This window comes from Janthinobacterium sp. GW822-FHT07H11 (assembly GCF_058798615.1).
In genome coordinates this window covers 2263167-2276274 of record NZ_CM179507.1, presented here as the reverse complement: position 1 = coordinate 2276274, position 13108 = coordinate 2263167, and the positions used below count along the sequence as shown (strand labels likewise).

The 13108-nt window shown below is 64.8% G+C and carries 10 protein-coding genes; 4 read left to right on the top strand and 6 right to left on the bottom strand.

Going from position 1 to position 13108, the window contains the following annotated elements; all coding sequences use genetic code 11:
• The first annotated feature begins 28 nt into the window (after positions 1-28).
• Positions 29-1162 carry a GNAT family N-acetyltransferase gene (locus AC3RCJ_RS10280; protein WP_492963353.1) on the top strand — a complete coding sequence of 378 codons (1134 nt, stop codon included), beginning with the start codon at positions 29-31 and terminating at the stop codon, positions 1160-1162.
• A 51-nt stretch (positions 1163-1213) separates the two neighbouring features.
• Here the strand turns inward: AC3RCJ_RS10280 and AC3RCJ_RS10275 are convergent, their stop codons facing one another.
• The 6 genes from AC3RCJ_RS10275 to hemC all read right to left on the bottom strand — a co-directional run bounded on the left by AC3RCJ_RS10275 (position 1214) and on the right by hemC (position 6800).
• Complete coding sequence (locus tag AC3RCJ_RS10275; protein ID WP_492963285.1) at positions 1214-1795, bottom strand: HdeD family acid-resistance protein; 582 nt, start codon at positions 1793-1795, stop codon at positions 1214-1216.
• 192 nt (positions 1796-1987) lie between these two features.
• A complete protein-coding gene (gene ppa, locus AC3RCJ_RS10270; protein ID WP_092801086.1) occupies positions 1988-2536 on the bottom strand; it encodes an inorganic diphosphatase in 549 nt (182 codons plus the stop codon).
• Between the two features lie 147 nt (positions 2537-2683).
• Positions 2684-3880 carry a heme biosynthesis protein HemY gene (locus tag AC3RCJ_RS10265; RefSeq protein WP_492963288.1) on the bottom strand — a complete coding sequence of 399 codons (1197 nt, stop codon included), beginning with the start codon at positions 3878-3880 and terminating at the stop codon, positions 2684-2686.
• Between the two features lie 4 nt (positions 3881-3884).
• On the bottom strand, positions 3885-5033 hold the full coding sequence (locus tag AC3RCJ_RS10260; protein WP_492963290.1) for a uroporphyrinogen-III C-methyltransferase: 1149 nt from the start codon (positions 5031-5033) through the stop codon (positions 3885-3887).
• The gene (locus AC3RCJ_RS10255) at positions 5030-5812 is read right to left on the bottom strand and encodes a uroporphyrinogen-III synthase (protein ID WP_492963292.1); all 783 of its coding nucleotides are present in this window, start codon (positions 5810-5812) and stop codon (positions 5030-5032) included. Before AC3RCJ_RS10255 ends, AC3RCJ_RS10260 begins: the two co-directional genes overlap by 4 nt.
• Entirely contained in the window at positions 5805-6800 is a 996-nt protein-coding gene (gene hemC, locus AC3RCJ_RS10250; RefSeq protein WP_492963294.1) for a hydroxymethylbilane synthase, read from the bottom strand. The genes AC3RCJ_RS10255 and hemC overlap by 8 nt, the downstream gene beginning before the upstream one ends.
• Before the next feature lie 251 nt (positions 6801-7051).
• Here hemC and ppc point away from each other — a divergent pair, with 251 nt between their 5' ends.
• From ppc to AC3RCJ_RS10235, 3 genes are all read left to right on the top strand, one after another.
• The gene (ppc, locus tag AC3RCJ_RS10245) at positions 7052-9892 is read left to right on the top strand and encodes a phosphoenolpyruvate carboxylase (RefSeq protein WP_492963296.1); all 2841 of its coding nucleotides are present in this window, start codon (positions 7052-7054) and stop codon (positions 9890-9892) included.
• A 181-nt stretch (positions 9893-10073) separates the two neighbouring features.
• On the top strand, positions 10074-11834 hold the full coding sequence (locus AC3RCJ_RS10240; protein ID WP_492963298.1) for a PAS domain-containing sensor histidine kinase: 1761 nt from the start codon (positions 10074-10076) through the stop codon (positions 11832-11834).
• A gap of 91 nt (positions 11835-11925) precedes the next feature.
• The gene (locus AC3RCJ_RS10235) at positions 11926-13065 is read left to right on the top strand and encodes an HAF repeat-containing protein (protein WP_492963300.1); all 1140 of its coding nucleotides are present in this window, start codon (positions 11926-11928) and stop codon (positions 13063-13065) included.
• The last annotated feature ends 43 nt before the right edge of the window (positions 13066-13108 follow it).

Here is a 13108-nt window from a genome sequence, read left to right as displayed (position 1 = left end):
CCGAGAGTGATGAATGCACACTAGAACAATGAATTATCGCACGGCTATCGTCACTACCCTGGCTGAAATTGGCGAAGCGGCCTGGTCTGAACTGCTGGCGCGCCAGGCGGATGCCACTCCCTTCCTCTCGTATGCCTTTTTGCATGCGCTGCACGAGTCCGGCTGCGCCAGCGCGGACACGGGCTGGCAGCCGAATTACCTGGTGCTGTGGCAAGGAGACACGCTGGCCGCCGCCCTGCCCCTGTACCTGAAAATGCATTCGTATGGCGAGTACGTGTTCGACTGGGCCTGGGCCGATGCCTATCAGCAGCATGGCCTCGAATATTACCCGAAACTGTTGTCCGCTATTCCCTTTACGCCCGTGAGCGGCACGCGTTTGCTGGCCCGCGACGGCGAAGCGCGCGCCGCCCTGCTGGCCTTTTTACAGGCCCAGCAGCAGGCCAGCGCAGTGTCGTCCTGCCACCTCCTGTTCCCGCCGGAAAGCGAGGCGCGCCAGCTGGAGCAAGCGGGCTACCTGCTGCGCAGCGGCGTGCAGTTTCACTGGCTCAATCCCGGCTATACGGATTTCGAGCAGTTTCTTGCCACCCTGGAACACAAGAAGCGCAAGAATATCCGCGCCGAGCGGCGCAAGGTGCGGGAAGCGGGCGTGACCATGCGCCAGGTGCGCGGCATCGACGCCACGGACGCGGACTGGAAGCTGTTTCACCGCTGCTACAGCAATACCTATGCCGAGCACCGCTCCTCGCCCTATCTGTCGCTGGATTTCTTCCGGCGCATCGGCGCGACCATGCCGCAAAACATTCTATTGCTGATCGCCGAGCGCGAAGGCCGCGCCATCGCCGCCTCGCTGGTGATCCACACGGCCGACACTCTGTATGGCCGCTACTGGGGCGCGCTCGAACACGTGCCCTGCCTGCACTTCGAGACGGCCTACTACCAGCCGCTGGAATTTTGCATCGCCAACGGCATCGCCACCTTCGAAGGGGGCGCCCAGGGCGAGCACAAGATGGCGCGCGGCTTCCTGCCGCAAAAGACCTGGTCCGCCCACTGGCTGGCGCACCCGGCCTTTGCCGACGCCGTGCAGCGCTTCCTCGAGCGCGAACGGGGCGGCATCGATGCCTATCTCGATGAATTGAACGAGCACAGCCCGTTTCGCGCGTAAACAATGCCCCCGGCCGGCGGGGAGCATTGCTCATCGCGCGTGCAATGGCGATCAGGCGGCCGAGCGGCCCGCACCGGAACCGTAGGCGCCATCCTTCTGCAGCTTGTAGGCGCGCCATGCCAGGGTCAGCAGCAAGATACCCGTGAGCAAGGCATACACGCCTATCATCCACACGAGGGCGAAGGTGCCGGCAGCGGGAAACAGCAGGATCAGGAGGCCGAAGGCGATGGAGATGACGGCGTTGAGCACCAGCAGCCATTCGCCCTCGATGGCCTTGCGCAGGCGGATCGCCAGCACGATGTCGCACACGCCGGAAACAAGGGCATTGACGCCGATCATGACGATCAAGGCAAACGTCGTCAGCAGCGGGTTGATGATAGTCAATATGCCCACGGCCAGGCCACATATACCCAGCAACAACAAGGCCCACCAGTCGCCGCCATGCTTGCGGTTGCTGAACGCGCCGATCACCGACGCCCCGCCGCCCAGCAGCGCGTAGGCGGCAAACACCAGCAGCAGCGACAGGACGGTGACACCCGGCCACGCCAGGGTGATCGCGCCAAAGACGATGGCCGCCAGCCCGCGCAAGGCCAGCACCCACCACGAACGCATGAATACATGCCCGGTATGCATATCACCTCCCTGTCATCATTGAAGAAATTGATTTATGAATAATGAATTGGCGCAATGAAGCGACTTCATCCTCCGTAAAGCATGATATTTATGGCAAAAAAAACGCCTCCTGCCATGATAGCAGGAGGCGTTTTTTACTCGCACACGGCAGGAAAGCGGCGGCAGCCGCGCCTTGCCACGCGCGGCGGCTAATCAGGAAGCGGCTTTTTCAGCATCGGCCTTGTAGGCGGCGACGCCGCCGAGGATTTCTTCCTTGGCCACGTCAGGACCATACCAGCCGTCGATCTTGACCCATTTGCCTTTTTCCAGATCTTTGTAATGCTCGAAGAAATGCTGGATCTGGCGCAAACGCAGTTCGTTCAGGTCTTCCGGCTTTTGCCAGTGGCTGTAGATCGACAGGACCTTGTCGACTGGCACGGCCAGCACTTTCGCGTCTTCGCCCGACTCGTCCGTCATTTTCAGCACGCCGATAGGACGGCAGCGCACGACCACGCCCGGGATCAGCGGGAACGGGGTGATGACCAGGACGTCGACCGGGTCGCCATCGGGCGACAGGGTGTTCGGCACATAGCCGTAGTTGCACGGGTAGTGCATGGCGGTACCCATGAAGCGATCGACGAAGATCGCGCCGCTTTCCTTGTCGACTTCGTACTTGATCGGATCGGCGTTCATCGGGATTTCGATGACGACGTTGAAATCGTTCGGCAGGTCGCGGCCGGAAGAGACGTTATTCAAACTCATGGATTTTCCTCATTATGCGGATTGTGTTTTAACGACGTAATTATAGAGAACTCGGCCGGGCTTGTGCGCCGCAGCACATAAAAAAGAGCCCGCTTTCTTATGGAAAACGGGCTCTTTGTCAGCTCTTTATCTTATCTGACAGCTATCTTACAGAATTGTTGCTAAAGCGCACTGCCGGTAATGCGCGGCAGCCTGCTCCGTTTGCTGCAAGGCATCGTGCATCTGCGCCAGCTTCAGGTGGGCGTCGCGCACCATCTGCGGATCGTTCGCGTCCGACAGCGCCTGCTCCAGGTGGCGCTGCGCCTTGCCCCAGAGTTTTTGCTTGAGGCACAGCGAACCGAGGGTCAGGGCCAGTTCCGCGTCCAGCGGACGCTGCTTCAGCCACTGTTCGCAATGCTCGATCTGCAGCAGCAGGGCCGGCGTGCCGGCCGGCGCCGCCGCTTCGCGGTAGGCGCGCACGACGCGCTCGTCCCAGTCGGCGGCCAGCGATTCTTCGCACACGAGGCGCGCTTCATCGTGCAGGCCGCGCGCATTCAGGGCCGTGGCGGCGCGGCAGGCGATATATGGCTTGACCCTGTCGCTGCTCGGCACGCTGGACCAGACGCGCAGCAACGATTCCGCATCGTGCGAAGGATCGGACAGCAGATGCTCGTAGGCCAGCTCGCGCAGGCGCGAGGACAGGGCCGGATGCAGGGCGCGGTGCTTGTCGAGCGAACGCACGAGGCGCAGCACTTCCGGCCAGTTCTTCGCCTGCTGCTCGGCCTTCAGCGACCATTGCAGCGCATGGATGTGGCGCGTGCCGCTGGCGTTGAGTTCGCGCACGGCGGCCAGCGCCGCTTCCGGCTGGTGGTCGTCGACCAGCAGTTCCGTCACCGTCATCAAGCGGGCCGTCTTCAGGCTGGCATCGCCTTCGACTCTGGCCAGCCAGCTGTCGCGGCGCTCGGACTGGCGCATGCGGTGGGCGGCGCGCGCGCCGATCAGCGCGGCCAGGCCGGCGTTCTCGTCCAACTCGGCGGCGCGCAGCGCGGCTTTTTCCGCATGGCCGAAACGGCCTTCGAACAGGGCCTTCAAGGCTTCGCGCAAGCCCTTGTTGCCGTCGCGCTCACGCTTGCGCTGGCGGTAGGCGGCCACTTGCGACGGCATGCGCACGGTGGCGCGCACGGCGCGCACCAGCAGGTACAGCAGCACGAACAGGGTCACCTGCAGCAGCAGGAAGAAGTTCAGCGACAGGTCGACGCGGTATGGCGGATAGAACAGCACCACGTTGCCGGGATTGAAACGGGCCGTCACGGCGATACCGATCGCCGCGGCCATCAGGGCGAGTAACCAGAGGAATAGACGCATGGGCTCAGGACTTCGCTTTGTAGTTGCGCACAGCCGTCAGGCTGTCGGACAAGGTCGGCATTTCGATGGCCAGATTGCTTGCCTGTACCTGGCGCAGCAGGGCTTGCGCCGTTTGCGTGTTCTTGGCGCGCGTATCGAAATACTTGGCCAGCGCATCCTGGGCGGCGATCAAGTCGTTGCGGAAGGCGGTTTCATTGCGCGACAACAAGGCCATGCGCGCATTCAGCAAGCGCAGCTTGACGTTTTCGCGCAAGAAATACGACTGCGTCGGCGACAGCATCAGCGCTTCCGGCGTATCGACCCGGCGGATGCGGATCAACTGGCGCACGTCGTCCCACATGTCGCCGCTCCACGTATTCCAGCCGTCGCGCACTGTCTGCAGCAGCGGTTCCGGCGCCGGCGGTCCCACCAGCTTGCCGGCGGCGTCGCGCACGGGCTTGGCCTTGCCCGGCTTTTGCGGGGCGGCAGGCAGGGCCGGCGTTTCGTCGGACAGCATCGGCAAGGCGTCGATCTGGGCGATCACGGCGTCCAGGCGCAGGGCCACGCCCGTCGAATCGACGCTGGGCAGGGCCTTGAGTTTTTCCATGTCGCGGCCGATGGCGCGGCGGATGGTGATGAACTGCGGCTTGTCCGAGCGCGACAGGCTGCGGTCCGCGTTTTGCAGGGCGATCAGCGCGCCGGGCACGTTGCCGGCCAGTTGCAGCTGCTGGCTGGCCGTCGACAGCACTTGCTCGATCTCGGTCAGCGCCCACTCGTCGCGGTTCTTCGACAAGTCGTTGTACAGTTGCTCCAGCGCAAGCTGCTGGCTCTGGGTTTCGCTCTGGCGGTTTTCCAGCGCTCCCACCTTGATTTGCAGCTCTTTCGTGCCTTCTTGCACGTTACGCGCCAGCACGCCTGTTTCGGCGTTGCTGACGTCGCCTTTTTGCAGGCGCTTGGCCACTTCTTCGCGCAGATTGCGGATCTTGTTGCTGGTCGACCAGCTTTGCGCGGCCAGCAGCACGGCCAGCACGATGACGGCAATGCTCATCGGCTTTTGCAGCTGCTCGATCAGGCCGGGCGCGCGGCCAGGGGGTTGCTCAGGCGCCTGCGGCGCCGTCTTCACGGCGCTGCCAGGCGTTGCATTCGGTTCGGAGAGTGTAGGCATTTCGTTCATGGTCGTGATTGTAACGCGGCGAGCACTCCTGCGTCGCCTGATCCTGTCAAGGTGACACGGGCAAAGCCCAGGCCGGCCGCCGTTTGTGCAATGCGGGCGTGCGGCACGATCAGATGCTGCTGTTGCATTTTTGCAACAACAGCTGCTCTGTCCCCCATTTCGTCCAGCAAGGCAAGCAAGCCGCGCAGCGCTTCCGAGCTGGTGATGATCCAGTCGTTATTATGCTGCAACAAGTTTTCCAGGGTCGCCCGCAAGACCGGCGTCAGCGTCGGTACCTTGCGGCGATAGGCTGTCACGAAGCTGACTTCGGCACCGGCCGCGCGCAAGCCGTCGGCCAGGAAGTCGCGCCCGCCGTCGCCGCGCACGATCAGCACGCGCCGCCCGCGCAGGGCCGGCAAGTCCAGCGCCAGCAATAAATGCTCGGAATCGCTGCGCGCCGCGTCGCGCGGACTGGTGATGCTGGCGTTGGCATCGGTGACGCCGTGCGCGGCCAGGGCCATCTTGCTGCCCTCGCCCACCACGGCCAGCGGCACGCCGGGCGGCCACGCAGGCAGATGCGCAAAGACGCAGTCGATGGCGTTGGGCGAGACGAATACCACCAGGTCGTAATCAGCCAGGCGGTGCAGCACGGCGTGCAGCCGCGCGCATTCCTCCTCGCCGTCGAGCGCATGGATTTCCAGCAGCGGCAGCAGGGTCACCGGCCAGCCCAGGGCCGCGATCCGGGCGGCCAGCGGTCCCGCCTGCGCCGCGGGCCGCGTGATCACCACGCTGTCAGGCATGCGGCGCCAGGCCTTCGTGATTGTCGGGCGTAACGGCACACGAGGCGAGGATGCCGGCCGCGTCCTGCGCGCGCAGCAGCTCGGCCACCTGTTCACCCAGCAGTTCCGGCGCGCCGGCCGGGCCACTGACCTCGGCGCTGGCCATGCGCGCGCCGTCCGGCGTGGCGACCATGGCGCGCAAACGCATGCTGTCGCCCTCGACGGTGGCAAACGCGGCCAGCGGAATCTGGCAGCTGCCGCCGAAGATCTTCGATACCTTGCGCTCGGCTGTGACGGCCTGTGCCGTGGCCGTGTGGTTCAACGGCGCCAGCACGGCCGCCAGGTCGACGCCGTCGGCGCGCCCGGCGCGGATCTCGATGGCCATCGCGCCCTGGCCGGCGGCCGGCAGGCTGTCTTCGGGCGCCAGCACGGCGCGGATGCGCGACGCCAGGCCCAGGCGCTTCAAGCCGGCGGCGGCCAGGATGATGGCCGCATAATCACCACGGTCGAGCTTGCCCAGGCGCGTGTCGAGATTGCCGCGCAGGGGCAGTATCGTCAGGTGCGGATAGCGCGCGGCGATCAGCGACTGGCGGCGCAGGCTGCTGGTGCCGACGACGGCGCCGTGCGGCAGTTCGGCCAGGCTGGCGTAATCGTTGGAGACAAACGCGTCGCGCGGGTCTTCGCGCTCGAGGATGGCGGCCAGCGCGAAGCCTTCCGGCAACTCCATCGGCACGTCCTTGAGCGAATGCACGGCCAGGTCGGCGCGGCCTTCGTCCATCGCCACTTCCAGCTCCTTGACGAACAGGCCCTTGCCGCCTACCTTGGACAGGGCGCGGTCGAGAATCTGGTCGCCGCGTGTGGTCATGCCGAGAAGTTCAACGCTACACTGCGGATACAGGGCCGCCAGGCGCGCGCGCACGTGTTCAGCTTGCCACATGGCAAGACGGCTCTCGCGCGTGGCGATCACCAGCCGGGAAGGAATATTCTGGGTCAATTCGGATGCTTTCAAAACAAGGCTCTTTCGCTATCGTAGTCGTTATCATTAACCGTTATCGTTGCCATTTCGCCGACGCGATATCAATATGTATCGAAATGACGCCCATCGTCGCTATAATCGTTATCCCTTTGCCTATACGGCCAAGTCAGGCTAGCGTCCATGTTGAAGACCACAAATTTTATCATGCGCCCCCTCCCCTCTGCGGCTAAAAGCCCGGTGCGTTCCTCTTTCCTTTGCTTTTACACCTACTTTGGTTCTTTATTATGCTCAATGACGCAGTAGCACCAGAAACAGCCTCCCCGGCCAGCCCCGACAAGGACGCGCCGCTGAAAGAAGATATCCGCCTGCTGGGCCGCCTGCTGGGCGACGTGCTGCGCGAACAGGAAGGCGACGCCGTGTTCCATGTGGTGGAAACCATACGCCAGACGTCCGTGCGCTTCCGCCGCGAAGCCGATGCGGACGCCGCGCTGGAACTCGACGCCATGCTGAAGGAACTGAGCCGCGAACAGACGATTTCCGTCGTGCGCGCCTTTTCCTATTTTTCGCACCTGGCCAACATTGCGGAAGATCAACACCACATCCGCCGCCGCCGCGCCCATTTGCTGGCCGGCTCGCCGGCGCAAAAGGGCAGCGTCAGCTTCGCGCTGAAAAAGCTGCGCATGGCCGGCGTGCCGCGCGCCACCGTCGACACCTTCTTCCAGGACGCGCTGATCGCGCCCGTGCTGACGGCCCACCCGACGGAAGTGCAGCGCAAGAGCATCCTCGACGCCGAGCACGACATCGCCCGCCTGCTGGCCGAGCGCGACCTGCCGCTCACGCCCAAGGAACGCCTGGCCAACATGCAGCTGCTGCGCTCGCGCGTCTCCACGCTGTGGCAGACGCGCATGCTGCGCTATTCGAAGCTGACGGTGGCCGACGAGATCGAAAACGCGCTGTCCTATTACCGCATCACCTTCCTGCGCGAACTGCCGGGCCTGTACGACGATATCGAGGACGATATCGCCGCCGAGTACCCGAACGGCGACGGCACCATCGAGCCGATCAATGCCGCCTATGTGCAGATGGGCAGCTGGATCGGCGGCGACCGCGACGGCAACCCGAACGTCAACGCCGGCACCATGCAGCACGCGCTGGCGCGCCACGCCACCACCATCCTCGACTTCTACCTCGATGAAGTGCATGCGCTGGGCGCCGAATTGTCCGTCTCGACCCTGATGGTGGGCGTGAGCGCCGAACTGCAGGCGCTGGCCGACCAGTCGCCGGACGCCTCGCCGCACCGCAGCGACGAACCGTACCGCCGCGCCCTGATCGGCATCTATGCGCGCCTGGCCGCCACGGCCCGCGCCCTGGGCGCCACCAACATCCTGCGCAAGGAAGTGGGCGCGGCGGCCGCCTATGCCGACGCGGCCGCCTTCGTCGCCGACCTGCGCACCATCGTCGCCTCGCTCGAAGCGCACCACGGCGCGGCCCTCGTGCGTCCGCGCCTGGCCACCCTGGCGCGCGCGGCCGACATCTTCGGCTTCCACCTGGCGTCGCTCGACATGCGCCAGACGTCCGATGTGCACGAGCGCGTGCTGGCCGACCTGTTCGCCAAGAGCGGCGTGGCGGCCGATTACGCGGCCCTGGCCGAGGCAGACAAGCAGGCACTGCTGCTGAGCGAGCTGGCCCAGCCGCGCCTGCTGTACTCGCCCTACATCAGCTACGCCACGGAAACGGATTCGGAACTGGCGATCCTGCGCGCGGCGCGCGACATCCGCCAGCGCTACGGCGCGCGCGCGATCCGCAATTACATCATCTCGCACACGGAAACCGTGTCCGACCTGCTGGAAGTGTTGCTGCTGCAAAAAGAAACGGGCTTGCTGCGCACCGACTGGCAAGCCGGCGACAGCAGCTGCGAGCTGATGGTCATTCCCCTGTTCGAAACGATCCCCGACCTGCAGCGCGCGGCCGGCATCATGAGCCAGGTGATGGCTTTGCCTTTGGTCAAGCAATTGATCGCCAAGCAGGGACAGTTGCAGGAAGTCATGCTCGGCTATTCCGATTCGAACAAGGATGGCGGTTTTCTCACCTCGAACTGGGAACTGTACAAGGCGGAACTGGCGCTGGTCAGTGACTTCCAGAAGGCCGGCGTCAAGCTGCGCCTGTTCCACGGCCGCGGCGGCACGGTAGGCCGTGGCGGCGGCCCCAGCTACGAAGCCATCCTGGCCCAGCCGCCGGGCACCGTCAACGGCCAGATCCGCCTGACGGAACAGGGCGAAATCATCGCCTCGAAGTTTTCCAACGCGGAAATCGGCCGGCGCAACCTGGAATTGCTGGTGGCCGCCACCCTGGAAGCGAGCCTGGCGCCGCAGGAAGCGAACCCGGCCCGCAACAGCCAGCTGGCGCGCTTCGAAGCCGTGATGGCGCAGCTGTCGGACCTGGCCTACCGCTCCTACCGCCACCTCGTGTATGAAACGCCGGGCTTTACGGAGTATTTCTTCTCGGCTACGCCGATCGCGGAAATCGCCGAGCTGAACCTCGGTTCGCGCCCCGCCTCGCGCAAGGCCAACCAGCGCATCGAAGACTTGCGCGCCATTCCCTGGGGCTTTTCCTGGGGCCAGTGCCGCTTGCTGCTGCCGGGCTGGTTCGGCTTCGGCAGCGCCATCGAGGCCTGGATCAACGCGGCAGAGGGCGCGTCGAAAGATGAAAAAATCGCCACCCTGCGCGCCATGTACGCCGAATGGCCGTTCTTCGCCACCCTGCTGTCGAACATGGACATGGTGCTGGCCAAGACGGACCTGGCCATCGCCTCGCGCTATGCGGAACTGGTGGCGGACCAGGACTTGCGCGAACGCATCTACAAGCGCATCACGGACGAGCATGGCAACACCCTGCGCTGCCTGGAACTGATCACCGGCAACACGGAACGCCTGGCGGGCAATCCGCTGCTGGCCCGCTCGATCCAGAACCGCTTCGCCTACCTCGATCCGCTCAACCACTTGCAGGTGGAGTTGATCAAACGCAACCGCGCGCTGTCGGCGGAAAGCAAGATCGACGAGCGCGTGCACCGCGGCATCCAGCTGTCGATCAACGGCGTGGCGGCCGGCCTGCGCAACACGGGCTGACGCGCCACATTGCCATCGGCACACAGGGGGCCGGCGCCGCACGCGCCGGCCCTCGCCTCTGGGTTCCTGTCACAAAAATATTCTCAATAAGGCAATATTAGGCATTACACTAGCGACTAGCCATTACGCCGCTGCGCCGCCACGCGCGCCGCTGCGGCCAACCGAGACGCCAGGGATGTGCATGAGCAAATGGTCGATTGAAACCTTGAGTGCCGCTTGCGCCGCGCTGATCCTGACCATGCTGGGCTGGCTCGCCGGCGCCGCCTGGCAAACACTCGACTTCTGGGAGCACGTGTGGCTGGGCGCCCTGCTCCTGAGTGCGGCCGGCACGGCCATATGGCTGCTGCGCACGCTGCGCGCCCACCTGGCCAGCACGCGCGCGCAACTCGACGCGAGCATGATGCGCTACCGCGACCTGGCCGAAACGGCACAGGACGGCATGTGGCAAACCGACGCCCAGGGCCGCATCCTGCATATCAACCAGCGCCTGTGCGACATGCTGGGCCTGCCCGCGCAGCAACTGCTGGGCCACAGCATGGCCGAATTCCACGATGAAGCCACCTTGCAACGCCTGTGCCCGCTACGCCGCGCGGAGGGGCAGAGCTGCATGGGAGAACTGCACTACCGGCGCGGCGACGGTACGGATGCCTGGGCCATGATCAGCGGGCGCCGGCTGTACGACCAGCATGGCGTGCTGGCGGGCGCGCTGGTGCTGGCCAGCGACATCACCGAGCACAAGCGCTCCGAGCAGGCACTGGCGCTGGCCCATGCGGAACTGGAAAACCGCGTTGCCCTGCGCACGGCGCAGTTACAGGATGCCAACAACCACCTGTCCGCCGAGATCGCTATGCGCGCGCAAACGGAAGCGGCGCTGGCACGCAGCGAAGAGCGGCTGCACGATATCATCTCGATGATGCCGCTATCGCTATTCCTGAAGGACGCCGATTCACGTGTATTGCTGATGAACAAAGCGTGCGAACAGCAATGGGGCGTGCGCTTCGAGGACGTGGCCGAGGGCCGCGACTTGCTGCACTTCCCCATCGAGCAGAACGCCGGCTTCCACGAGGCCGACCGCGAAGCGTTTGCGCAGCGCCGCGTCGTCATCCGCGAGGAATTGATCTGGAATGCCCAGCTGCAAGAAAATCGCCTGGTGCAAACGCACAAGAAACCCGTGTTCGATGCCGAGGGCCAGCCGCACATGATCATTGCCATGGGCATCGACATTACCGACAGCAAGGACAACGAGGAAAAATTGCGCTGCTCGCTGGCCCAGTTGCGCGAACTGTCCGAGCACCAGCAGACCATCAAGGAAGAAGAACGCCGGCGCATCGCGCTCGACGTCCACGACGACCTGGGGCAGAACCTGATGGTGCTGCGCATCGATGCCTCGCTGCTGCACGCGCGCACGGCCGCCTCGCATCCGCGCCTGCACCGCCACGCCCAGCGCGCGCTCGACACCATCGACACCACCATCCGCTCGGTGCGCGCCATCATCAACGACTTGCACCCGAGCACGCTGGAACTGGGCCTGGGACCGGCGGCCGAATGGCTGATACGGCAGATGGAAGGGCGCGGCGCCATCCGCTACCGGCTGCGCATCGACAGCGACGCACCCCAGCTGGGCCTGGACCAGCGCCAGACGTCGGCCGTCTTCCGCGTGCTGCAGGAATCGCTGTCGAACATCGTGCGCCATGCCCAGGCCAGCGAAGTGCACGTGGTGCTGGCCCAGGACAACGGCGAAATCGTCATGCGCATCAGCGACAATGGCATCGGCATGCAGCCGGGCGACCATGGCAAGCGCGCCGCCTTCGGCCTCAAAAGCATCCGCGAACGCGTCCATGCCATGGGCGGCGAGCTGTGCATCGACAGCCAGGCGGGCCAGGGCACGGAACTGGCCATCCGTTTGCCGCAGGCCAGGGAAAGCGTTACGGAGCGATCATGATGAAATACAAATATTACTAAAAACAGTAGTAAATTAGGTATGCATTTGCGGCATAAAAAAGTATAGTAAATTTTTCTTTTAGGAAACTACCATGCCGCCACGGTCTTGCCGCGTCTCCGCCCCACTGCTCGGCCTGCTCCTGCTGGCCGCCATCCCCTCCGCCAGCGCCGCCATCCATGCCGAACACGGCTTTGGCGAAAAGGATGGCCATGGCAGCATCGCCTCGGACCTGAATCCGGCCGGGCTGGTGGCCGGCATCATCCTCGAGGAAGAGGGACGGCGCCGCGCCGTGACCTACCAGCACGGCCGCATACGCGAGCTGGGCACCCTGGGCGGCCATGAAGGTTTCACCAAGGCCATCAATATGCATGGCGTGGTGGTGGGTTCGGCGCAGACGGCCGGCGGCGCCTGGCACGCCTTCCGCTACGACGCGGCGGGCGGCATGCGCGACCTGGGCACCTTGGGCGGCAACAGCAGCTACGCCACGGCCATCACGCGCGGCGGCCAGGTGGCCGGCTATGCCGACACCAGCGGCGGCGATTTCCACGCCTTTGTCACGCAAGCTGACCACAGCCTGCAAGACCTGGGCACCCTGGGCGGCGCCAGCAGCTATGCCAGCGGCATGAACAGCCATGGCGTGGTGGTGGGCACGGCCCAGCGCGAAGATGGCTACCGCCGCGCCTTCGTCTACCGTCCCGGCACGGGCATGCAGGAAATCGGTACCCTGCCAGGCGGACGCATCAGCTCGGCCACCGCCATCAACGACGCGGGCCTGGTCGTGGGCGCTGCGGAAACGGAGAAGCGCCGCTGGCACGCCTTTGCCTGGGACGGCAAGCGCATGCTCGACCTGGGCGCCATGATAGGCCAGGGCGACAGCTACGCCACGGCCGTCAACGCGGCCGGCCACGTCGTCGGCAGCGTCAGCATCAAGGGCTTCGAGCCGATGACCTTTGTCTACAAAGACGGCGTGATGACGGTGCGCCGCCGCGACGACGGCCTGTACCTGACCAACAAGATCACGGATGCCGGCCTGGTCGTGGGCGCCGTCTACACGGGACACAAATTCCAGGCCTTCGCCGTGCCGTCGCAAGCGTCGCCGGCGCCGCCGCGCAGCAATCCGCTGGACTGGCTGGTCATCACCTTCCTCACCGGCGCCAGCGGCGTGCTGCTGTACAAATTGCAGCGCAACTACCGCATGGGCCTGCTGGGGGCGCGCACGCGTTTCATGTAATCCACGACCGTACAGGCGAAAAAAAAGAGGCTTGCGCCTCTTT

What these genes read in the sequence shown, in the direction of transcription:
- AC3RCJ_RS10275 (WP_492963285.1), bottom strand. Translation starts at nt 1,795, where the DNA reads ATGCATACCGGGCATGTATTCATGCGTTCGTGGTGGGTGCTGGCCTTG.
- ppa (WP_092801086.1), bottom strand. Translation starts at nt 2,536, where the DNA reads ATGAGTTTGAATAACGTCTCTTCCGGCCGCGACCTGCCGAACGATTTC.
- AC3RCJ_RS10235 (WP_492963300.1), top strand. Translation starts at nt 11,926, where the DNA reads ATGCCGCCACGGTCTTGCCGCGTCTCCGCCCCACTGCTCGGCCTGCTC.
- AC3RCJ_RS10260 (WP_492963290.1), bottom strand. Translation starts at nt 5,033, where the DNA reads ATGAACGAAATGCCTACACTCTCCGAACCGAATGCAACGCCTGGCAGC.
- AC3RCJ_RS10255 (WP_492963292.1), bottom strand. Translation starts at nt 5,812, where the DNA reads ATGCCTGACAGCGTGGTGATCACGCGGCCCGCGGCGCAGGCGGGACCG.
- AC3RCJ_RS10280 (WP_492963353.1), top strand. Translation starts at nt 29, where the DNA reads ATGAATTATCGCACGGCTATCGTCACTACCCTGGCTGAAATTGGCGAA.
- ppc (WP_492963296.1), top strand. Translation starts at nt 7,052, where the DNA reads ATGCTCAATGACGCAGTAGCACCAGAAACAGCCTCCCCGGCCAGCCCC.
- AC3RCJ_RS10240 (WP_492963298.1), top strand. Translation starts at nt 10,074, where the DNA reads ATGAGCAAATGGTCGATTGAAACCTTGAGTGCCGCTTGCGCCGCGCTG.
- AC3RCJ_RS10265 (WP_492963288.1), bottom strand. Translation starts at nt 3,880, where the DNA reads ATGCGTCTATTCCTCTGGTTACTCGCCCTGATGGCCGCGGCGATCGGT.